26 protein-coding genes and 1 other annotated feature are annotated in these 19,924 nt (G+C 65.8%); of the genes, 9 read left to right on the plus strand and 17 right to left on the minus strand.

The genetic code is table 11. The features are described 5' to 3' along the window. The gene (locus tag KF689_14185; protein ID MBX3134527.1) at nt 1-723 is read left to right on the plus strand and encodes an NAD(P)H-binding protein; all 723 of its coding nucleotides are present in this window, start codon (nt 1-3) and stop codon (nt 721-723) included. Then, nucleotides 713-1,426 (plus strand): hypothetical protein, encoded by a 714-nt coding sequence (locus KF689_14190; GenBank protein MBX3134528.1) that lies wholly within the window; start codon nt 713-715, stop codon nt 1,424-1,426. The genes KF689_14185 and KF689_14190 overlap by 11 nt, the downstream gene beginning before the upstream one ends. Here the strand turns inward: KF689_14190 and KF689_14195 are convergent. Further along, entirely contained in the window at nt 1,323-2,534 is a 1,212-nt protein-coding gene (locus KF689_14195) for a beta-lactamase family protein (GenBank protein MBX3134529.1), read from the minus strand. The genes KF689_14190 and KF689_14195 overlap by 104 nt on opposite strands. A 207-nt stretch (nt 2,535-2,741) precedes the next feature. Here KF689_14195 and KF689_14200 point away from each other — a divergent pair, with 207 nt between their 5' ends. Then, nucleotides 2,742-2,975: a hypothetical protein gene (locus KF689_14200; protein ID MBX3134530.1), complete on the plus strand. Its 234-nt coding sequence runs from the start codon at nt 2,742-2,744 to the stop codon at nt 2,973-2,975. Here the strand turns inward: KF689_14200 and KF689_14205 are convergent. The 4 genes from KF689_14205 to KF689_14220 all read right to left on the minus strand — a co-directional run bounded on the left by KF689_14205 (nt 2,933) and on the right by KF689_14220 (nt 4,664). After that, the gene (locus KF689_14205; GenBank protein MBX3134531.1) at nt 2,933-3,433 is read right to left on the minus strand and encodes a DUF2938 family protein; all 501 of its coding nucleotides are present in this window, start codon (nt 3,431-3,433) and stop codon (nt 2,933-2,935) included. The two genes, KF689_14200 and KF689_14205, sit on opposite strands and share 43 nt — an antisense overlap. Then, nucleotides 3,430-3,585 carry a hypothetical protein gene (locus KF689_14210; protein ID MBX3134532.1) on the minus strand — a complete coding sequence of 52 codons (156 nt, stop codon included), beginning with the start codon at nt 3,583-3,585 and terminating at the stop codon, nt 3,430-3,432. The genes KF689_14205 and KF689_14210 overlap by 4 nt, the downstream gene beginning before the upstream one ends. A 27-nt stretch (nt 3,586-3,612) precedes the next feature. After that, the gene (locus tag KF689_14215; GenBank protein ID MBX3134533.1) at nt 3,613-3,819 is read right to left on the minus strand and encodes a hypothetical protein; all 207 of its coding nucleotides are present in this window, start codon (nt 3,817-3,819) and stop codon (nt 3,613-3,615) included. Nucleotides 3,820-4,055: 236 nt separating this feature from the next. After that, nucleotides 4,056-4,664 carry a hypothetical protein gene (locus KF689_14220; protein ID MBX3134534.1) on the minus strand — a complete coding sequence of 203 codons (609 nt, stop codon included), beginning with the start codon at nt 4,662-4,664 and terminating at the stop codon, nt 4,056-4,058. Nucleotides 4,665-4,831: 167 nt separating this feature from the next. Here KF689_14220 and KF689_14225 point away from each other — a divergent pair, with 167 nt between their 5' ends. Continuing rightward, on the plus strand, nt 4,832-5,500 hold the full coding sequence (locus tag KF689_14225; GenBank protein MBX3134535.1) for a hypothetical protein: 669 nt from the start codon (nt 4,832-4,834) through the stop codon (nt 5,498-5,500). Next, complete coding sequence (locus tag KF689_14230; GenBank protein ID MBX3134536.1) at nt 5,497-6,474, plus strand: NAD(P)-dependent alcohol dehydrogenase; 978 nt, start codon at nt 5,497-5,499, stop codon at nt 6,472-6,474. Before KF689_14225 ends, KF689_14230 begins: the two co-directional genes overlap by 4 nt. Here KF689_14230 and KF689_14235 read toward each other — a convergent pair. The 3 genes from KF689_14235 to KF689_14245 all read right to left on the minus strand — a co-directional run bounded on the left by KF689_14235 (nt 6,455) and on the right by KF689_14245 (nt 9,051). After that, the gene (locus KF689_14235) at nt 6,455-7,243 is read right to left on the minus strand and encodes a helix-turn-helix transcriptional regulator (GenBank protein ID MBX3134537.1); all 789 of its coding nucleotides are present in this window, start codon (nt 7,241-7,243) and stop codon (nt 6,455-6,457) included. The two genes, KF689_14230 and KF689_14235, sit on opposite strands and share 20 nt — an antisense overlap. A gap of 93 nt (nt 7,244-7,336) precedes the next feature. Next, the gene (locus tag KF689_14240; GenBank protein ID MBX3134538.1) at nt 7,337-7,966 is read right to left on the minus strand and encodes a dihydrofolate reductase family protein; all 630 of its coding nucleotides are present in this window, start codon (nt 7,964-7,966) and stop codon (nt 7,337-7,339) included. Between the two features lie 131 nt (nt 7,967-8,097). Further along, the gene (locus KF689_14245; GenBank protein MBX3134539.1) at nt 8,098-9,051 is read right to left on the minus strand and encodes a hypothetical protein; all 954 of its coding nucleotides are present in this window, start codon (nt 9,049-9,051) and stop codon (nt 8,098-8,100) included. A gap of 99 nt (nt 9,052-9,150) precedes the next feature. Between KF689_14245 and KF689_14250 the strand changes: the two genes are divergently transcribed. After that, nucleotides 9,151-9,684, plus strand: coding sequence for a DUF2306 domain-containing protein (locus KF689_14250; protein ID MBX3134540.1), 534 nt, complete (start codon nt 9,151-9,153; stop codon nt 9,682-9,684). A gap of 311 nt (nt 9,685-9,995) precedes the next feature. Here KF689_14250 and KF689_14255 read toward each other — a convergent pair whose 3' ends face one another. The 4 genes from KF689_14255 to KF689_14270 form a co-directional block, all read right to left on the minus strand. Further along, complete coding sequence (locus tag KF689_14255; protein MBX3134541.1) at nt 9,996-10,394, minus strand: VOC family protein; 399 nt, start codon at nt 10,392-10,394, stop codon at nt 9,996-9,998. A 125-nt stretch (nt 10,395-10,519) separates the two neighbouring features. After that, on the minus strand, nt 10,520-10,909 hold the full coding sequence (locus tag KF689_14260) for a hypothetical protein (protein ID MBX3134542.1): 390 nt from the start codon (nt 10,907-10,909) through the stop codon (nt 10,520-10,522). Nucleotides 10,910-10,961: 52 nt separating this feature from the next. Then, nucleotides 10,962-11,426, minus strand: coding sequence for a DinB family protein (locus KF689_14265; protein ID MBX3134543.1), 465 nt, complete (start codon nt 11,424-11,426; stop codon nt 10,962-10,964). Nucleotides 11,427-11,446: 20 nt separating this feature from the next. Further along, complete coding sequence (locus tag KF689_14270; protein MBX3134544.1) at nt 11,447-12,571, minus strand: DUF1624 domain-containing protein; 1,125 nt, start codon at nt 12,569-12,571, stop codon at nt 11,447-11,449. A 140-nt stretch (nt 12,572-12,711) separates the two neighbouring features. Between KF689_14270 and KF689_14275 the strand changes: the two genes are divergently transcribed. Both KF689_14275 and KF689_14280 read left to right on the plus strand, forming a co-directional pair. Next, nucleotides 12,712-13,857, plus strand: coding sequence for a histidine kinase (locus KF689_14275; protein ID MBX3134545.1), 1,146 nt, complete (start codon nt 12,712-12,714; stop codon nt 13,855-13,857). Further along, nucleotides 13,844-14,575, plus strand: coding sequence for a response regulator transcription factor (locus KF689_14280; protein MBX3134546.1), 732 nt, complete (start codon nt 13,844-13,846; stop codon nt 14,573-14,575). Before KF689_14275 ends, KF689_14280 begins: the two co-directional genes overlap by 14 nt. A 67-nt stretch (nt 14,576-14,642) precedes the next feature. On the opposite strand, the gene KF689_14285 is transcribed toward KF689_14280, so the two are convergent. The 4 genes from KF689_14285 to KF689_14300 all read right to left on the minus strand — a co-directional run bounded on the left by KF689_14285 (nt 14,643) and on the right by KF689_14300 (nt 17,294). Next, nucleotides 14,643-15,248 carry an N-acyl homoserine lactonase family protein gene (locus KF689_14285; protein ID MBX3134547.1) on the minus strand — a complete coding sequence of 202 codons (606 nt, stop codon included), beginning with the start codon at nt 15,246-15,248 and terminating at the stop codon, nt 14,643-14,645. Between the two features lie 90 nt (nt 15,249-15,338). After that, nucleotides 15,339-15,905 (minus strand): DinB family protein, encoded by a 567-nt coding sequence (locus KF689_14290; GenBank protein MBX3134548.1) that lies wholly within the window; start codon nt 15,903-15,905, stop codon nt 15,339-15,341. A 22-nt stretch (nt 15,906-15,927) separates the two neighbouring features. Beyond that, nucleotides 15,928-16,917, minus strand: coding sequence for a hypothetical protein (locus tag KF689_14295; GenBank protein MBX3134549.1), 990 nt, complete (start codon nt 16,915-16,917; stop codon nt 15,928-15,930). Next, entirely contained in the window at nt 16,914-17,294 is a 381-nt protein-coding gene (locus KF689_14300; GenBank protein ID MBX3134550.1) for a hypothetical protein, read from the minus strand. Before KF689_14300 ends, KF689_14295 begins: the two co-directional genes overlap by 4 nt. Before the next feature lie 78 nt (nt 17,295-17,372). Between KF689_14300 and KF689_14305 the strand changes: the two genes are divergently transcribed. Further along, nucleotides 17,373-18,598, plus strand: a protein-coding gene (locus KF689_14305) for an IS3 family transposase (GenBank protein ID MBX3134551.1) whose coding sequence is annotated in 2 segments (ribosomal slippage) — nt 17,373-17,664 and nt 17,664-18,598 — 1,227 coding nt in all. Because the reading frame shifts where the segments join, the coding sequence is not laid out codon by codon here. After that, nucleotides 17,651-17,767 (plus strand) — a sequence feature (AL1L pseudoknot). It overlaps the preceding gene by 117 nt. Nucleotides 18,599-18,795: 197 nt before the next feature. On the opposite strand, the gene KF689_14310 is transcribed toward KF689_14305, so the two are convergent. Further along, nucleotides 18,796-19,602 (minus strand): type I restriction enzyme HsdR N-terminal domain-containing protein, encoded by an 807-nt coding sequence (locus tag KF689_14310; protein MBX3134552.1) that lies wholly within the window; start codon nt 19,600-19,602, stop codon nt 18,796-18,798. Nucleotides 19,603-19,924: the final 322 nt, after the last annotated feature.

Raw genomic sequence — 19,924 nt, forward strand, 5'->3', positions numbered from 1 at the left:
ATGACCGTCAGTCCCTCCCTCGCCCCCCTCCAGCGTCCACCGAAAGCGGCAGACGCACCTCGTCTCGTCGTCCTCGGCGCCAGCGGCGGCTGCGGCAGTTGGGTCGTCCGCCTGGCGGCCGCGCGCGGCTGGCAGGTCACCGCCACCGTGCGGCCCGGCAGCAGCATCGCCGTGCCCGCTGGCGTGCAGGTGCGCGTCGGCGATGTCACCGACGTGCGGTTCCTCGACGACGTCCTGCCCGATGCGACCGTGGTCGTCTCCGCGCTCGGCCTGCGCCGAGCGGGCCTGAGTCCGTGGGCGCGCCTGCTGTCGCCGCCGGACCTCACCTCCGGCGTAGTCGAGCGCCTGCTGCCGGTGATGCGCTGGCACGGCGTACCCCGCCTGCTGGCCATCAGCGCCGGCGGCGTGGCGGAAAGCCGCAGCCAACTCTCGTGGACGATGCGGCAAGTGGTCGACTCGGGCAATGTCGCCGTCGCGTATCGCGACCTCGAGCGGATGGAAGCGACTCTCGCTGCGAGCGACGTGGACTGGGAAGTCGTGCGTCCGGTGACGCTGCTGTCGGGCCGCCCGACCGGCCGCGCGACCGCTGTTGACCGCTACACGCTGACCTCCACGGTGAGGCGCGCGGACGTTGCCGCGCACCTCGTGCGGCGCGCGGCCAGCGGCCATCCGCTGCACACGCGCGCCGTCTTGCTGGGCCAAGGAGCGACCGATGCACGCTGATTCGCGATACCTCCGCGTCGTCGGGCAGTTGACGCTGCTCTCGGCGGCGCTCGCCATCGCCAGCTTGGCTGTCGGGGCGATGGCTGTGGAGTTCGACTTCGACGCCTTCAGCGACCCGACGCGCACCTTGGCGTACGCCGAGCATCACGCACTGATGTTCTGGTTCGCCATCCTGGATATGTTCGGCTACTACCTGCTGTTGCTGCCGGTGGTGCTGCAGCAGCACCTGTGGTTGCGCGAACGCTCGTCGTGGGCGCCGCTGATCACGCTGAGCGGCGTGGCCTACGCCATCATCGGTGCGGTCGGGGCCGCTGTTCTCGCGGCGGTGTGGCCCGACCTGCTGCAGCAGCTGCGCAGTGCCACTGCCGACGACCAGGCCGTGATCGCCTACATCTTCACTACCGTGACCACGGCGGTGACGAAAGGCCTGTGGAACATTCTCGAAATGGTGTTCGCCGCGTTGTGGTGGATCGGGGCCGGCCTCCTTCAGCGGGTCGCGATGCCGCTCGTGGGTTGGCTGTCGGTCGCGACCGGCACCTCCTGCCTGCTGGACCTAGTGGGGAATCTCGGCGGCGTGGAGGCGCTCAGTGCAGCGGGGCTCAATCTGTATCTCGTGCTCGCGATCGTGTGGGCGGTGGCAATCGGGGTGCACTTGCTTCGCGCGACGCCTGGTCAGCCACCAACACAGCGAGAAGCTCCTTGAACGGCGTCTCGACCGCATCATCGGCGACATTCGTTACGAGCAGCACCGCGAAGCCTTTGCGCGGAGCGAGCGTCGCTTCGGCGATCCAGAAGCTGTTGCTCCCGATATGCCGAAGCATCTTCCCGCCAGCCCAGTCCTGTTCGGTCACCACCCAGCCCGGTGAGTAGGTCCAGTCCTTTCCGCCCGCCGCGTGCAGGCGCTGCCAGGACGCCGTCGAGAGGAATCGTTCATCGCCATTCTCGCCACGCAGGTGTGCGGCGACGAATCGTGCCCAGTCGGCCAGCGTCGTGTGGACGGATCCCGCGGGTCCGGTAGCCGCGGGGTTGTCGGCGTTCGGTCCGAGTGCGACCGGCCGCCATCCGTCCGCGCCGCGCCGGTGTCCCAAGGGTTGATCCAGCGCCCCCGGCGTACCTGGCGCGCCGAAGCCCGTCCGCGTCATCCCAAGCGGTTCGAATACCTCGCGCTGCATCAGGTCTTCCCACGGGGAGTCGGTCAGCATCTCCATCATCACGCCGGCGACGAGGAGGCCCGAGTTGGAGTAGACGGTCACGGTGTTCGGTGTGTTCGTCGGTGCCGTCCTGAGCCCTTGTTCAACGAAGAATCGTCGTTGCTCGCGGGGTGATCCGCCGCGCGCGGCCATCTCCCGCCACAGGGCATCGCTGAAGTTGAGTGGCGCGCCAGAGCGATGGCTCAGCAACCACACGATCGGCACATCCTTCCACGCCGGGTCGATTGTCGATCCGAAGACGGCACCGATCGTGGTCTCCCAATTGAGCACGCCACGATCAACCAGGCGCGCGGCGAGCGTCGCCGTCATCGCCTTGGTGCACGAGCCGATATGCCACTGGTCGTCCACGCTTACCTGCTGCGTATCCGCCCACGAGCGCAGGCCGACAGCGCCGATGGCTTCGAGTCCGTCAGCGCTCACCACGGCGGCGCCGAGCGCAGGGATCTTGCTCGTTTCGAGTAGCGGCGCGATGATTCCGGCGAGATCCCGTGGCGCGCGTGCCGCAGCGGACGTCTGTTGACTTCCTTGCCCGCAGGAGCTGGCCGCAAGGCTGAAGAGCGCCACGGTTCCGAGACGTGCGGCGGGAGATCGGAGGTACATCGGGGACGCTCTCCTCGTTGCTGCAGTTGTGGGTGCGCGCAGTGTCCGCGAGTTCGGACGTCATCGTCTCCGACACAGGCTGCCGGGAAAAGGGTTGCCTTCGCTGCGGCTCAAGTCCCCGGCTGAGTCAGACCCGATGACGTGGAGCGCCGTCGCCTCGGCGCCACTAGTCTCCAGCGCACATTCACAACTCACTTCGAGACGACCGTGCCCCTTCCTGCCCAACTCAAGTTTCTCGCTGCCGCCAACATCGGCGCCTACCTCGTCATCAACGTGCTGATGCTCGTGCTCGGTCCAGTGACGCGCGGACTCTCGCAATTCGGGATGACCGCCATCATCGTCCCGCCGATGGTCCTCGCGATGGTGTTCCTCGTGATGCCTATTGCGCGTCGCGCCGCTCAGGCGAACAGCCACGCTGAGAGCACGCGGGCGCAGGCATAAAGCCCGAGCCCGTACACGCTGTGCGTCGCAAGGCTCTTGATGCGAGCCGCGAGCGGATCGCGTGTCGCTGACGATGCCAGTCCGAGTCCAAGCGCCGGCTGCAGCACGAAGAACGGCAGCGCTACGGTGACCACGCCAAACCCCAGCGCCGGTAGCACCGTCGGACGCAGGAGCCAGTCGGCCCCGGCCGCGCCGACGAACACCGCCGCCAGCGCGATGCCGATGCCGTAGTGGGCGATCCAGCCGAGCGTGCATTCACAGCGAGCCAGCTCGGCGTCGGCGATGCTGCGGTGCCGGAACACACCGTGGCGCAGGTGGCTCACCCAGCGGTCCAGGAGGCAATAGTTGAGTGACGCGATGCCCGCCACGCGCCGCAGGGCGTAGTTCCACGCGTCAATCGCTGCCGTCGCGCCGGCACCCAGGGCGACGGCGGCAGCCGCGTGCAGCATCGGGCTCATCGCCGCTCCAAGCGCAGGCCCACGAGCACCGCGAGATCGTTCCGCGTGCGACTGCCGGCACCCGTCACCGCCGCGCTCGTGGACGGCGCGGAGTCGGTGCTGCGTCCGGCCGCGAAGGCGCGGATCGACCAGCTCGAACGGAGCTTCGCCATCCGCAGCAGCGATGGCTTTGTCGAGAACTATGGCCCGCGCTCGTCTCGCGCATCAGCAAGGCCGCTCCGCGCGTGCGTCTGCGCTTCGTTCAGAAGTCCGGCAAGGACCGAGGGCCATTGCGCGACGGGCTGGTAGATCTCGAGACCGGCGTCGTGGACGCCGTGACCGCCCCTGAGTTCAAGATGCAGATGCTGTTTCGCGATCGCTTCGTCGGCATCGTGCGTGCTGGGCACGCGTTGGCCAGCGGCCGAGTCACCCCGCGGCGGTCGCCATCGTGCGGCAGAGCGACCTCGTTGCCGTCGTGCCTGAGCGACACACGGCAAACCTCTGCGAGGGGTTAGTCCGGTTCACGCTGCCGTTCACGACCGACGCGCTCGTGGTCGCGATGCTCTGGCATCCACGACTCGACGCCGATGGTGCACATCGTTGGCTTCGCGAGTGCGTGCGGGCGACGTGCCGTGATGATGCGTCACCCGCGCGGTGAGGCAGCCAGACGCAGGCCCAAGAACGTCGCGCTGAAGTCCGAGATGCCACCCCGCGACTTCTCGCCGAACACGTTCACCTGCTTGGCGAATACGCCGACCTCATAGCCGCGCACGCGGCGGCCGACGTCCACGTACGGCGCCAGGAATGCACCGTCCCCCTTGAAGAACGCCCCCGTCGACGCGCCCTGCGACGGCGCGGCGCCCTGACGCGCCATTGCGTTCACGATCAATCCGCCGCCGTGCACGCCGGCGGACACATACCAGGTCCGCCCGTACCGGAACTCCACTACCGGCCCCGCCGCCTGATAGTTCATCGTCGTCACTTGGTCCTTGTCGGAACTGGCGACCAACGTCTCCACACCCACGCGCAGGTATGGCTTCAGCGCGTACATCAGAAAGAAGCCGGACATATGCGGCCCCTCCGGTCCATCAGGCGCGAGGTCGTCGAAGGCCGGGTCAAGCCCTGAGAGTGTCATCGGTGCCGTGGCCAGAGCCGACCGAATGCCAGCGACGAGTCGAGGTTCACGCTCCTGCGCGCCAGAGAGGTTCGGCAGCATCGCCGACAAGAGTCCGAGTAGAACGAGTTGCTTCACCATCTGTTACCTCTGCGTTGAGTGAGTGCCATCGGCCAACGCAGGGAGTGTCGCTGGAAGGGGGGCTCGGGCGATTGAACGAGAGGGCTAACCTGCGCCGCCGGGCCGCGACGCAACTCAGCCGCTGCGTTCAAGCCGAGTGCACCGGGTGGCCCTATCCTCCTGCTATGCCTATTGCCTTCCGCCACCGCCGCGATGCCAGCCCGTTCAAGCCACCGCTCCTCGGGATGACCGTACATCGCGAACTCAATCCCGACGTGATGGCGCGGCTTCAGGGCCGCACGCGCGAGGAGATCGACAATCGCTTTGCCGGAGGCCATCGCGCATACATCGCAAGCATCGATGGCGCGCCTGCCGCCTGGGGCTGGGTCGCCACGACGGCTGCGACCATCGGCGAGCTCAAGGCGTCGTTCGTCGTGCCGCAGGCCGACCGATACCTCTGGAACTTCGTCACGCTCGCCGCGTATCGTGGCCGTGGCATCTATCCGCGGCTACTCGATGCCATCGTCGACGCTGAGTCGGTCGATGGCGAACGATTCTGGATCGCCTACGCACCGGAGAACCACGCCTCTGGCATCGGCATCCAGAAGGCCGGCTTTGCGCTCGTGGCCGAGCTCTCGTTTGACCTCGCCGGGCGTCCCGTCGTTCGCGACATCCGTCCCGAGGGCGGTCGCGCGGCGTCGCGGCTCCTGGGGCTTCCCCTGATCACCGAGGCCGTCGCTCAATGCTGGAGGTGCGCGCGCAGCTCCGCACCTTCCGCATCGAGCTGCGCTGGCGGCGTGTGTTCCTGCGACTATCAACGGGCTGAACAGCCCTGCACCTTGGAGACGGTATGAAAGCAGCAGTGTATGAGCAGTATGGAGCGCCCGAGGTCGTGTCGATCCGCGAGGTCCCGACGCCCACGCCGGCGGCTGGCGAAGTGCTGATTCGGGTGCACGCCACCACCGTGTCCACTGGCGACTGGCGGGCGCGCAGTCTGGAAATGCCTCCGGGCTTCGGTCCGTTCGGCCGGCTCTTCTTCGGCATCTCGCGCCCTCGGCAACCGATCCTCGGCACGGAGCTCTCGGGTACCATCGCCGCACTCGGCGCCGGCGTCAGCAACTTTGCGGTCGGCGACGAGGTCTTCGCCTTTGCGGATGCCAAGATGGGCGCCCACGCGGAGTTTCGGTGCATCGCGGCAGACGGCCTCGTGGTCAAGAAGCCAGCGCGGCTCACGTTCGAGCAGGCCGCCGCCATCTCGTTCGGCGGGATGACGATGATCGGCTTCTACGATCGCGCAGCGCTCCGACGCGGCGAGCGCGTGCTCGTGAACGGCGCGTCGGGTGCGGTGGGGTCCGCCGCCGTCCAGCTCGCGCGTCACGCGGGTGCCGAGGTGACGGCGGTGTGCAGTGCGGCCAACGCCGATATCGTCCGTGCGCTCGGCGCGACTCACGTGATCGACTACGCGCGCGAGGACTTTGCGACCACTGGGCAGACGTACGACGTCATCGTCGATACCGTCGGCAACGCCCCTTATGCACGCGTGGCAAATGCGCTCGTCGCGGGCGGCCGCCTGCTCGCGGTCCTCAGTGGTTTCGGTGAACTCCTCCGCTCGCCGCTGGCGGGTCGCTCGCGCGGGCATCGTGTAATCGCAGGTCCGTCGGTGGCACGCGTGGAAGACCTGCAGCGGCTGGCCGCGCTCGCAGCGGCCGGGGACTACACGCCGCTGATTGACCGCACCTATGAGTTCGCCCAGATCGTCGAGGCACATCGCCGCGTCGAGACCAAGCGCAAACGCGGCAGCGTCGTCGTTATGGTGTCGGCGGCGTAGGGCCGGCAGCGACCTGCAGCAGCGATGGGGGGAATCCGAACATCCGGTTGGAGGTGCGCGTGAAGTGCGCGGCATCCGCGAAGCCGGCGCGGTGCGCCGCGGTCGAGATCGACTCGCCCTGCGCGAGCAGGTCCCACGCGAGGATGAAGCGTCGCCACAGGATGTACGGGCGCATCCCCATCCCCGTCTGCTCGACGAACAGGTGGCGGAATCGGCCGGGGGAGAGAAAGACGTGGGCCGCAACCGCGTCCAGTGTCACATCCGTGTCGAGATGTGTGCGGACGAACTCTATGGCGCGCAGGATGCGGTCGTCGGTGACGGTTGGCGCTGCGGCGCTGGAGGTGAGCGCCGCGATCACCCGAGTGGCGCCGGTGATGAGTTGCGGCTTGCTGCTGCCGGCGAGCCAGCCGGCGAAGAGGTCGGTACACACACCACGCACTGCCGCCTCGTCGATGGAGGCGAGGCCGCCTGCGGGCAGGCGGGCAGCGAGCGTGCGGCCCGCGGAGGTCTCTGGCTCGACGAAGATCACGGCATTGTAGGTGGCTGCCGTCGCATCCATCGAGTGCGACTGGCGCGAGGCGACGATGCCGAGTGGATAGGGCAGCCACGGTTCGTCATCGGAGCGACGTAGCCCCACGGGGCCTGCGTAGCCAAAGGCCACCTGAATCGCCTGGTGGGCGTGCGTGGGAATGACCCGGTTTGCGTGCCCGATGAGAAGCACGCCTCCATCCCAGGCAACGAGATCGCCGACACCCACTGGCGCGGACACGGACGTGAGCCTCTAAGAGAAGTGATGAGAAAAGATGTTCGCGCTGCGTGTGTGGGTCATCACGAGATCGTGCTCGTTCCTGTCATCCGGAGCTCACGCCCTGACATAACGCAGGTGTGTCGCGGCGGGTCCGTTGATGACACGATCGATGCGGAACTGTGGCCCGGGCTCGGCAATGTTCTCGAAGAGCCGTCGTCCGCGGTGAAACAGCACCGGTGCGAGCGCGATCTCCAGCTCGTCGACCAGGTCGCGATTCAGGAATTGCTGGATGACATCGGCGCCCCCGGCAATACGGACGTCGCGGTCGCCCGCGGCATCCCGTGCGAGCGCGAGGGCGCGCTCAGGGCCGTCGGTGACGAAGTGGAACATCGTGCCGCCCGGGCGCGCCCAGGGTTCTCGGGGGGAATGCGTAAGCACGTAGACCGGCGTGTGGAACGGAGCTTCTTCCGGCCAGGCGACCTCGCCTTGGTCGAACATCCGCCTGCCCATAATGTTCGCGCCGATGCGCTCGGTGGTGTGTCGAACGAGATCGTTGATTGGGCCCGTCTCGCCACCGCCGCCGATCTTGAGGTTCTCGCGGAAGTACTGGGTGTTAACGATCCAGGCCATCAGCGCGCCCCACTTGGCTCCCCACCCCATATGGCCGGGGTCACTCATTGTCATTCCTTCCGGGGCGAGGTAGCCATCGAGGCTCAGCCCGATGCTGACGAAGACCTTGCTCATTTGTCCGTAGGTGTCAGTGTCAACTGGCCAGCCCACGCTTCTGGCGATTCCCGACCACAGCAACCCTCGAGATGCTAACGCCTCGTGAGCGCCACGTCTACGAGCTCCGGCGGCCCTCTAGGCGTCGTCCCCTAGCGCTTCTGTCCCGCGGCAGCCCCGTGGGCAGCGCCCTGTAACCGCCGCAGCGCCTTCGCCATCGCCTCGCGCAGCGCCGGACCCTCGAGGCGCAGCAGCGTCTCGAACGGCAGGTCACGCGCGAGTTCCCGTGCCACCAGATAGCCGACGTAGTAGCCGAACCGTGGCGGCAAGTCGCCGCTCGCGGCGGCGAGCAGCGGACGATGCATCGTCGCCTCGTCCGTGGCATCGAGGTGCTCGAGAATGAAATCGACCACCTCGCCCCATCGTGGCTCTACCTGTGCAGCGAGGTCACGCGGCCAGCCGAGGATCGCCTCCTCGGCAACGTCCGGCGCGAAGCGTCGGCTGAACAGCGTTGCGAGGCCTTCCCGCCACACGCGGCCGTACAGCGTGCTGTCCATTTCGGGCCCTGTCACCGCGCGGTGGTACAGGTGGAACATCTCGTGCCCGACGAACGCGCGGAGCTCCCCGGGTCGCTGCGTCCGCGATGCGACTTCGACGCCGAAGAGCAGCAGCTCACGCCCGTCCACGACGCGGACGGCACCGTCGAAGGCGCCAGCCGAGAAGAAGAAGTAGACGGGAGCCGTACAGCGGAACCCAGGCAGCGCCGCAGCCAGGTCAGGCCCCAAGCGCGGCAGCTCGGCCGCGAGCTGCACGCTCATCGCGCGAAACGCGGTGTCGTCTTGTGCGAGGAATCGAAACCACGCGCGGACATCGTCATCGAGGCGGGCTGGATCCGCACCGACGCGCACCTGAGGTCCATAGAGCTGCTCCGACCGAGACACCACGTCCGCACGGAAGCGAGTGACGCGCGCGTCAAGGTCGACGTGGCGCGTCGAATCCCAGAACGCGAGAAACTCCGGCATCAGGTTGATCAGTTCACAGTCGACCGCCGGTCGCGGCGGTGCGCAGGACGCGGCGATTGTCACCGCTATCAGGATTCGACGCATTGCAAGGCCTCCGGAGGTGGGACACCGGCACTCTCCATCTGGTTGCGTGCGAACGGCCGAAAGCGAAACCTGCCGCGAGCCGCGGCGTAGACACACGGTATGACAATCGTCGGAACGATACACTTCGTGGCGGCGGTGGCCGCCATCGTCCTCGGCGCCATCGTCCTCAGGCAGGGGCCGAAAGGCGGTCCGCGACACCGCCGGATCGGCTGGACGTACCTGCTCGCGATGCTGACGGTCAATGCGACGGCCTTCACGCTCTACGGACTGTTCGGCGGCTTCGGTCCCTTCCACGTCGCGGCAGTCGTTAGCCTGGCCGGCATCGTCGCCGGGATGCTCGCCGCCCGGAGGGCGAGAAGGGCGCGCTTGGCGAATCAGAGGTTCCTACGGGCGCACCGCGTGGAGGTCCATTTCTGGTGGATGACCTTCTCCTACGTGGGGCTGGTCGCGGCGCTCGCCTCCGAGGCGATCACTCGGCTGCCGGCCACGCGGGCGATCGGTGGCGGCGCCGGCGCGATATTCGCGGCGGCGGTCGGTGGCGTGACCGCGCTGGTCTTCGCCGTCGGGAGTTACCTGATTGTCACGCGTCGTGCGCGTACGCTTGAGCCGTTTCGTGCGCACGGGGCGCCTTGATCCTACACGGCGTGACGAGTGTCGCGAAGCGCCACGTTCCCAGTGCCCGAGTATCTCCTCACCCCACGGCTCGTCCCACCCAACGCCCGGACTCGCCGTCGGTGGCTGGTGCGAGTCTCTCGCGCGAACACCTCCCCATAGGGTTCGACGTTACTCGCAATGCGTCTGCGCGCGGTTGATGCTGGCAGTGATGTCTTGTCGTGACCGGTCCAGGGCTACGCACGGTGCTCGTTGACCAACCTCGCAGGTGAGAAGGAGCGCACCCGTCTTCGGCAGTTGCACGAGCAGTGACTGATGTCCGGGCGCGCCTGCTACGTGTGCGGCGCACTCGGTACGTACGCCGAGCTCGCATCGAGATCATGGCCGATCCGCACGAGATTGCCAGAGGGATCCTTGAGCGTAAACTCGCGCATACCCCATATCTCATCCTCGGGCGGCGTGATGCGCGGTATGCCTGTGGATGGAAGGTTCAGCCGAGTGAACTCGCTGTGAAGCGCGTCCGCATCGGTGACGCGCCAGTAACAGGCGTCGCGATTCTCGTCGGGGTTAAGCGCACGGTGCTCTTCAAAGTGCACGACGAGGTTACCGCGAGAAACGATCTCGTATCCGGTCCCTCGGAACCACGGGGTGAAGCCAAGGGATTCGTAGAATGAACGGGTCGCTGCCAAGTCGAGAGACCGGAGGATGGGCTCTGGACGTTCGGTTCGCATAATCTGTCCCACGAGAGGTGTGGTAGGGCACACTACCTAAATGCGGTCTAACGCTCCGGTTCAGCGGCGGGCTGCGCAACGGACCGCCGCTGCAACCGGTTCGGTGTTGCACTTTCCGGTTGACTTCACACGGCCTCGGGCCCGTCCTGCGTGCCGCCGATGGGGAACAACAGTTCATTGCCATCGGGGTCGAGCACGCGGACCACGTCATCTCCCCAGCGGGCGATCGTGTACGGGACGGAGCGGGCTTCGAGCTCTTGCCTCAGTGCGGCGAGCCCTTCGGGCGTCAACTCGATGAAGAGCCGAGCTGGTGTGGTGCGGCCCGAGTCTTCACAGAGGATGATCTCGCAGTCACTCCGGTCGACTTGGCAGACCGTACCCGCGCCGTCGGCCTCGTGCCACTTCTTCGTGAAGCCGAGGAGCTCTCGGTAGAAATGGAGCGCGCGTACGAGGTCGGCGACGAAGAACACCGGTCGGGGATACCAGAAATGGTCGGTGTCGCGGTGCAAGGACAATCCTCCAGAATGCTATGTCCCACGATACGTGTCAGAGCCGCTCCGCGAAGCGTCAACTCGACGGTGGCGTGAGTCCCATCATCCGCAGGTAGGTCACGAGATTCCCGTAGTGCAGGCTCGCGTGGCCGATGTTCTGCAACAACGGCATCTGGCTCCCTCTTGCGTACGCGGCGATGCAAGCGTCGGTGGCCGATTGAAGTCGCCTCTGCAGCGTGGCCTTGTCGAGCGGTCCCTTCTCCGTCGCATCCGACCACTCTGTCTGCCTCCCTGCGGCGTTCGAACAGTACCAGATGTATCCGTCGGCGATGTGGGCCAGCAACTCGCCCACGGTTCGCACTCCCGCCGTCGGTCGGTACGTGTACTGCTCGGCGGAAACGAGCGTCGCGGCTTGCGAGATCCATCCACTCACCTCCTGGAATCCCCCGCGCAGCAGCATCGTCGTGGTATCGCGTGCAGACTGGGCGTGAAGTGCAGGTGCCGAGAGCGTAAGGACTGCGACGAGCACGAACCGTTGCATCAGGACTCCGATGTGAAGGGTCAGAGGTACCGCATCCACGGCGCGGGCCGAGTCGCCTTGCGGCGCGCGTACGCGGCGCAGAGCGGGTACAACACGGCAATGGCCACGGCCCAGACAGCGTAGAGCGTCACGAGGTCCCACCGGTGGTCCGGGAGCCACGTGTATGGTGCAGTCGCATACCATTCGTGACGAAATTCGCCGAACCGCATCCACATCGTCGCGATCGCGAGGAGGTGGATGACGAGTATGTGGGAGAGATAGTAGAACATCGGCACGCGGCCGATGGTCGTCAGCGCGCGCGCCACCCAGCCCTGAGCGCGTTCAGCCCACGGCAGCAATGCAATCGCGGGGCCGAGGGTCATCAACAGGAAAAGCTGCGACGCCGGGTACTTCTGCTGATTCAGCAGGCGCATCCAGAACGGCAGCGTGCCTCCCTCCTCTGCGCCCGTCGCAGCAAGCGCTCCGCCGAGCACGAGAAATGATATCGTCATCGCCACGCCGAGCCGCCGCAGGATCCGCTCTCGATCCGCCGTCTCGCGCTCCCAGAGTGCGCCGAGCGCGTATCCGGCGAGCATCACGCCGACCCACGGTACGAGGACGTAGAGGATCTGGATGCCGCTCCAAGGTTCGGTGCCGGCAGGGTAGATGAAATTCCACACGTATCCGAACCCGTGACGCGCCGCTGCGGGTACGATCTGCGGCACCAGCGCGAGGAGTTGCTGCAGCGCCACAATCGCGATGCCGATGATTCCGACACGCCGAGCGCGCATCCCAACGAACGGGGCGAGGAGCACCATACACCATCCCAGCATCCAGATCACGCCGGCGAGCACGAACCCCGTTCCGACCTCGAACGCCCAGAGGAAGCGGATGACGGTGAGCTCAAGCACGACCAGCAGCAGCCCTCGACTCACGAGGAACCGACGCAGCGCGCCGACATCCGCGAGCTGTCGCCCGTGAAACCAGGCCGAGGTGCCCGCGAAGAAGCAGAACATGGGCGCGACGAAGTGCGTGACCCAGCGCGTGAGGAACACGCCCGTCTCCGGCCCGCCGGCGGGGATGCCGGAGTAGACGCGCACGTGGTCGATCGCCATAAGGACGCAGACCACCCCGCGCAGCAGGTCAACCGATTGGACACGCGTCAAGGGAGGCGCCATGGCGAGAGATTGGGCCGGCTGGGCGCAGTGCGCCAGCCCTCTATACGCGGGCGGTACTGACTCTGACGTGAACGGCGCCTGCCTTCGGTTGCGTTGCGGTCCGGGTTCTTCGCCCGTACTGTCCTCTTATGTCGGCTCCGCGACTCAAGCCTTGGATGCTGGTCTCGGCCATCTGGCTTTGGCCGGCGATCTTCGGCGTCGTGAACCGTCTCGTCCAGGGCCGGCTTCAGGACTGGGGTCCGGCATCGGCGTCTGAGTTACTCTTTCAGTTCTGGGACTGGGTCGCATACGCACTCGTGACGCCCGCGATCTTCTGGGCCAGCACCCGATGGCCCGTGGTCGGCGAGCGACTGCGTCGTCACTTCGCGATCCATCTCGGACTCGCTCTGCTCTTCTGCGTCGTGTGGGCAGTGGTTGGAAAGCTGCTGCAGCTTGTCCTCGGCGCCATCTTTGAGCCCGACGCCCTGCTCAAGGCGATCTCTGATGCGGGTCCGGACCTGGGATTCGTCGTCGCGCGAAACGTTGTCAGTTGGATTGCGACGACGGTCCCGTTCGGTGTCGTGGTCTATACCACCGTGGCAGCGCTCGCGCACGCCATCAGCTATTTCGCCGAGGCACGGGACCGCGAGCTACAACTGGCCCGGCTCTCGGAGCAGCTGGCCACGGCACGCCTCAGCGCGCTGCAGGCGCAGGTCAATCCACACTTCCTCTTCAATACGCTCAACACGCTGGTTGTCCTCGTGCGGGACGGAGACCGCGCCGGCGCGGTGCGGATCATCGAGTTGATGAGCGAGGTGTTCCGTCGCATCCTCCGGCGCGACCCCAACGACGAGAGTGCGCTGGACGACGAACTCGAGCTCGTGCGCCAGTACCTTGCCATCGAGGCGGCGCGCTTTCCCGACCGACTTCGCGTAACGTTCGACATCGCACGCGGGCTGGAGACGGCTGCCGTGCCCTCGTTCGCGCTGCAGCACCTTGTGGAGAACGCCATCCGCCACGGCATCGCGCGGCGTGAGGACGCAGGACAGCTGTGGGTCACGGTTGCGCGCATTGCCGACCTGCTGGTGCTGACCGTCGTCGACGATGGAATCGGCATCACGGGCGGCGAGCCGCCGGCAGGGCACGGCATCGCGAATACGCGCGAACGTCTGCGGGCACTCTATGGACCGCAGGCATCGCTCACGGTCGAGCCGCGCGCCGAGGGCGGCACGGTCGCGTCGCTGCGGATCCCCCATCGCGAGCGCGTGCAAGGGGGGACTGATGCCGGTCGCTGAGTGGGGCGTGCTCATTGCCGACGACGAGCCGGCGGCGCGGCGCGGCGTGCGGCAGTTGCTGGACAAGCACCCGCGCTTCACGGTGGTGGCCGAGTGCCGCAACGGCTCGGAGGTATTGCGAAGCCTGGATGAAGCGCGACCTCACGTGGTGTTTCTTGATATCCAGATGCCGGGGGTGGACGGCTTTGAGGTCGTGCGGCGGCGCACGCCGGAGCGGATGCCCGCGGTGGTGTTCCTCACCGCGTATGACGAGTTCGCGCTCAAGGCGTTCGAAGCACAGGCGCTCGACTATCTCGTGAAGCCGGTGAATGAAGCGCGGTTCGCGGCGACGATGCATCGTCTCGCGCGTATGCTGCGAGGCCACGCCGCGCACGGCGGCGACAGCGGCATCGCCGTATCCACGGCGCGAGGCACGGCGGTCGTGCGACTATCCGAGATTGAAGTGATCGAGAGTGCCGACAACTATGCCCGGCTCTGGGTGGGTACGAGGAGTTACCTCGTCAGGGAGTCACTCGACTCGCTCGAGCGGCGCGTAGGCCCGCGCGGGTTCGTTCGCGCGCACCGGCAGGCGCTCGTCCGCACGAGCGCGATTCGCGAGTTCGTGCGGACGGGGCCAGGCGAGGGCGTGCTCATCCTCGCGACGGGGTCGCGCGTACCCGTGTCGCGCCGACGATTGGCGGCGGTGCGAGGGGTGCTGCGGAAGCAGGGCAGCGTGTAGGGCCCCACAGCCGCACGCCTGGGGGAGTGCGACAAGCGCCCCACGCTCGGACGTGGGTGAGGTGATCTCACCGATACGAATATGGCGCGCGTTCGATGGTGGCGGCAAAGTCCTTGTCGTGGCCGATCCACAGCTGTGCCCCCTGCGCCGTGAGCATCTCACGAACGCGTTCCATCGACGCGAGGGACTGCGCGAGGTCGATATTGAACGACGGCACGACCCCGTGATCCCACATATACTGGAAGTGCACGAGATCCCCGGACAAGAGGAGAGGGCCGGTCTCGCGAAGTGTGACGAGCAGAGACTGGTGTCCGGGTGTATGGCCTGGCGTTGAGATGATTGTGAGACTCCCGTCACCGAATACATCGTGGTCACCGGCCAGCCGCGCAGTGCGCTGAGCGACATCAATCGAGGCAGGCATCGCCGTCAAGGCGAAGTCGAACTCAGATCCTTGTATCAAGAGTGTGGACTGCGTGAAGGCACGCGCATTTCCAATATGGTCCCCGTGCGAATGCGAGAACGCCACATACGTGATGTCTTCGGGGCGGATTCCAAGACTCGCGAGCTGATCCCTGAGCGTTCGATCAAGGTACCAGACAATCACCCCACTCGGTGCCGTGATGCCCGCCGGGTACGTTGCGACCGAATCCGGCACGCCCGTCTCCCACAGCAACGTGCCGCGCTTATGTTGGAACAGGTAGCAGTAGTTGGCGAGTTCCAGTGGCCGGCCACCGTCATCCAGCGAGTTTCGCTTAACATATCCTCATACTGCCTTTGGGAACCCCGCCGCTTCCATCACACGCCTTGCTTGCAGCAAATGCCGTTTCTCGTGAACCGCCAGCATCGTAAGGCAATCTTCCAAGCGGTACGTTACCCATCCCAGCAAGGGCGATGTGACGATTGTTCCCTTCAGATCGATGCTGGAGGGGATCCTTCGCAGATGCTCGATCAGTTCACCCTGGTGGCGAGCAAATGTATCAAGGATTCTCGCGTCAATCGCGCTCGCTGAAGGTTCGGCCTTCGGGCTCGTTTTCGTCCTCTTCGGATACTCCGGACCCAACGTCTTGATCAAGAACTTCCCGAGAAATCCGCTGAGAGGTGAGTGTCGTTCCCAGAAGGTGGGTCCCGGGGTGTCAGTACTCATTGACTCGAGCAATGGAAAGTAGAATCGGTTGATCGTGATGAGATGATCGAGACACTGGGCGATGCTCCAGCTTTCCGCCGAAGGTTTCCAGTTGAGTTGCTCAGCCGACAGGGGGCCGAAAGCCACGCGGGCGGCGTGCGTAACCTCCGTCAACTCGTGACAAACTTCCTGGATGTGATTGCTCATAGAATTGGGGAAGCGTGATTCCTCACGGCTCCTTCCTTCGGTGCTGGTTGAGGCCGGCTATCGCCAGCACAATGACCGCGCCGACGGCGAAGACGGTATTCCCAATCAGGTCAACGGCCCCTGTGGTGCCGATAATCGGAGTATGAGGGAAGCCCTGCCAGGCGTATGTCAACAAGGCGCCGCCGGCCAGCGCGAGTTCGTGGCTGGCGCCCCACCCCACACGACGCGACCACCGCGTGACGAGAACGGCAATCCCGGCAAATGACACGAGCCAGACACCAACGGTCGCCCAGCTTGGCAGATAGAGCCCGAGCGTGAAGAAGCTCGAGGCTAGCAGTGACACGACACCGACCACCCACGGGTTCGGCGCGAGGCGATCGACATCAGGAGGCGGACGCCGACCGATCGCAAATGCCGCGACGATCAGGGCCAAGACGACGACGATCGTGCCGAGTCGTTGTTGGGTCGAAGCAACGAAGCCTTCTTGATCGTTCGTCAGGGAGTAGTTGACAATCGCGCCAAGAAGGAACAAGGCCCCGATCACCGCCAAGCCGGGCTTGCCGAGCCACGGCGTCGTATTCCGGTTGAGGACGAACCCTTCGACGAGCGCAATCGGAACGGCGATACTCCAGACCGTGTGCAAGGTTAGGACATAGATCGTCCACCACGCGCCTATGCCGAGGAGGGGGATGTGCGTTGGACCGAGCAAGTCGAAGCCGAAATACGACGGGTTGAACAGGGACTGGGTGACCAAGCCCTCTTCGATCACGGCATAGGCCAAGGCGAGCATCAGCATCGTCGGCCAGCCGCGCCCGGTGCGGCGGGTGACTTCGCGAATCAGAACGGCCCCGCCGCCGTAGAGCGGTGCGAAGAACAGTCCGGTCCAGATCGCGTCGATCGCGATGTTGCCAAGCAGGAACTCCGCGACCAGCGGCGAGAGGAAGAACAATCCGAACGCGGGTGCGATCCGTCTAGTTGTCGTAGCAACACGGCGTTTGATGAATGTGTTCACGGGGCGCTGCGCCCATCGCGCCGCGCTATGCACTGCCACGCGTCTGCAAGCAGCGCCCGCAGTTCAGTCACGCGCACGGTACGCAAACGCAACAGCACCGCCGGATAGCCGTTATAGTGCGGCTCCGTGAAGAACTTGGTGGGCTCAGTCTGAAGCATCTGATCCTTCTGGCCGAGATTCGCAACGCGGAGCGCCAGGACGGAGGCATTGGGGACCCGGGCCTGCTTGGGCTCCAGCCGCTCCAGCCGCTCGAGCCACACCCACGCGAAGCTTTTCCGCTTTCCCTTGATCGACACGGAGAACGCGAATCGGCCCGCCTCCTCCTCGGTTCCGGGAAGCGTCATCGCGATGCGGCGGACGTCAGCTTGTGTGGCCATATAGCATGGTGTGCGTGAACAGTCGAGGTGAATCGGCCCGGGTTTGCCGGAGGCTCCACATCGTGAGAGGTTGGAGCCATGCCCAGACGTTCCCCATTTTCGCCTGAGTTCCGCGAACGCGCCATCCGGATGGTGCTGGACCAGGCCCCGCAGCACGGCTCCCAGTGGGCCGCGATCCGCTCGATCGCCGAGAAGGTCGGCTGTCACCAGGAGACCCTCCGGAACTGGGTCCGCGAGCACGAGCGGAACACGGGCGTGCGACCCGGCCCGACCACGGACGACCTCGCGCGCCTCAAGGAGCTCGAGCGCGAGAACCGCGAGCTGAAGCGCGCCAATGAGATCCTGAAGAAGGCGTCGGCGTATTTCGCCTTGGCGGAGCTCGACCGCCGACCCAACTGATGGTGGCCTTCATCGACGCGCACCGCGCGGCGTACGGAGTCGAGCCGATCTGCGCAGTGCTGCCGATCGCTCCGTCGACCTACTACGAGGCGAAGGCGCGCGCGCGCGACCCGTCGCGCCTGCCGGCCCGCAGCCGCGCGGATGCGGCGCTCCGGCCGGCGCTCCAGCGCGTGTGGGCGGCGACGCGCGGGCGCTACGGGGCGCGCAAGGCCTGGAAGCAGCTCCGCCGGGAGGGCCGCGTGGTGGCGCGCTGCACGGTGGCGCGCGTCTTCAAGGCGATGGGCCTGCGCGGGGTGGTGCGCGGGCGCCGGGCGACGACGACCGTGCCCGAGCCGGCGGCGCACCGGCCGCAGGATCTCGTGCAGCGGAACTTCACGGCGACGCGCCCGAACGCGCTCTGGGTCTCCGACCTGACGTACGTGCCGACGTGGCGCGGCTTCGTGTACGTCGCGTTCGTGACCGATGCGTACTCGCGCCGCATCGTCGGCTGGCGCGCGACGACGACCCTGCGGACGGACCTCGCGCTCGACGCGCTGGAGCAGGCACTCTACGACCGCGCGCTCGACGGCCCGCTCGTGCATCACAGTGACCGCGGGTCGCAGTACCTGGCCATCCGCTACACGGACCGGCTGCTCGAGGCCGGCATCGAATCCTCCGTCGGCAGCCGCGGTGACGCCTACGACAATGCGCTCGCCGAGTCGATCAACGCGCTGTACAAGGCGGAGGTCATCCATCATCTCGGACCGTGGAAGGGCCTGGAGGACGTGGAGTACGCGACGCTCGAGTGGGTGGCCTGGTACAACAGCCAGCGCCTGATGCAGCCGCTCGGGGACATCCCCCCGGCGGAGTACGAAGCGCAGTATTATCACGCCCACGCCGCATCCGCGGCCGTGGGACTCAACTAACCGAGTCTCCGGGAATCCCGGGCCGATTCAGCTACCAGGAGTCCCACCGACGTGATGCCGCGCGATTCGAGCACGACCACGGGAAGTGTCGCCAGCGCGGCGAATACCACCAAGCCTTCGAGTGTCGACTTCGACTTCTGAGGCCGTGTCATCGTGCTGGAGTAGAATGGCACCCAAGTCGAGCTGTGTTTGCTGTCCTAATTGGTCACCTCTGCCGCGACCGTTGCCTTGGAGACACCTGTGGGCTGGTCCTCTGTCCTGACGCGCTGCGCTTTGCGAGCGACGCGCGCGAGACTCCGCCTCGCAGACTCGGCCTTCTCACCTTCGAGAATCTCGCGCTTCAGGACGTCGGTGCGAAGCACCGCCTGAATGAGTTCCGAGTCGATTCGCGTGTCAGGATTGAGGCGACGAAGCTCGCGACGGAGAACACCAACCACAGAATCGCTGCATACAAGTGCCCCGATTGCGTACTTACTCAACGCCTCCTGCTGCGCGGCAAAATCTTCGAGATGGCTCTTCAGCCAGCCCTCCTTCGAGAGCAGCCATAGCAAGGCAAGGTCTTCGTCCTTGCGAGGACTCAAGAGCGAAAGGTCGACTTCTGCGACAAGCGTGTGCTCAATTGGTTTTCCGAAGCCGACTCGATACACGAGCCAGCGTGTTCCGTTCGTGAGCGTTACCCACTCGCAACCTTGGTTTGCTGCGTAGTCCACCGCCTGCTTAACGTGATTCTCCTTGAGTCCGAGTCCTGCGGACTTCACCTCGATAAGCCACGCAAGCTTGCCATCGAGCTTTACCGCGAGATCGCAGTACGTGCCCCGAATTGCGTGCTCGGATGTGACCTCGGCGTACTTGTCGTATCCAAGAATCTCCGCGAGGATGTCCTTAACGATGGTCACCGTATCAGCCTCGGTGACATCTCTCGCGCGCGCCCCGTCGAGAATGGGCTGAAAGCGCTTCAAGCCAGCTGCGAGGCGGGAACTGACCTTTGCGGGAATCTTAGACATGGCACCGAGTGTTGAATAATTCGCTTCTGCGGAGGGCGAGTAGGGCCGCTGCATCCTAACATAAAGTGAAGCACTGGCCTCACAATCGCTACTGCGCCTGAGCTCCGAAACGGAGACAGCGACGAAGGCCACCGATGATGATAATGTGCCCCAACCTAAACGAGACGCTTGGTTCCGAGCACCGACTTCATTCTAGCTCTCTCGGCTCGGTCCGATCCGTGTCGCAGCACGAAAACGACCTTCCGCGTCCAGCCCAAGTCAGCCTCGACGATACTGTGCGTGGCATCCCGCGCCGAGCGCCACGATTTTGCCCGCATCGCAT

Source organism: Gemmatimonadaceae bacterium (assembly GCA_019637355.1).
Classification (GTDB): Bacteria; Gemmatimonadota; Gemmatimonadetes; order Gemmatimonadales; family Gemmatimonadaceae; genus Pseudogemmatithrix.